Genomic DNA, 305 nt, shown 5'->3' with positions numbered 1-305 from the left:
TTGTAGTCGTGGCGCTTGTAGTCGTGGCCCTCGCTGCCTCGGTTGTCCTCGGGCATGTAGCCTTCGCTGCCCCAGCCGCCTTCGGACTCGCTGCCCCAGCCGCCCTTGGACTCGTGGCCCTTTGACTCGTAGCCCTTGTAGTCGTGGCCCTTTGACTCGTGGCCCTTGGACTCGTAGCCCTTGTAGTCGTGGCGCTTGTAGTCGTGGCCCTTGTAGTCGTGGCCCTTGTAGTCGTGGCCCTTGGACTCGTGGCCCTTGGACTCGTAGCCCTTGTAGTCGTGGCGCTTGTAGTCGTGGCCCTCGCT

Annotated in this window: 1 pseudogene; it reads right to left on the bottom strand. The window is 63.3% G+C overall.

From position 1 onward, the window contains the following. Positions 1–305, bottom strand: a pseudogene (locus tag H0524_RS02810) (hypothetical protein); the annotation flags it as partial.

It is taken from the genome of Salinispora sp. H7-4, assembly GCF_013416675.1.
GTDB classification, from domain to species: domain Bacteria; phylum Actinomycetota; class Actinomycetes; order Mycobacteriales; family Micromonosporaceae; genus Micromonospora; species Micromonospora vitiensis.
The sequence above is the reverse complement of the archived record's forward strand: the minus strand, read 5'-3'. Positions and strand labels throughout refer to the sequence as shown.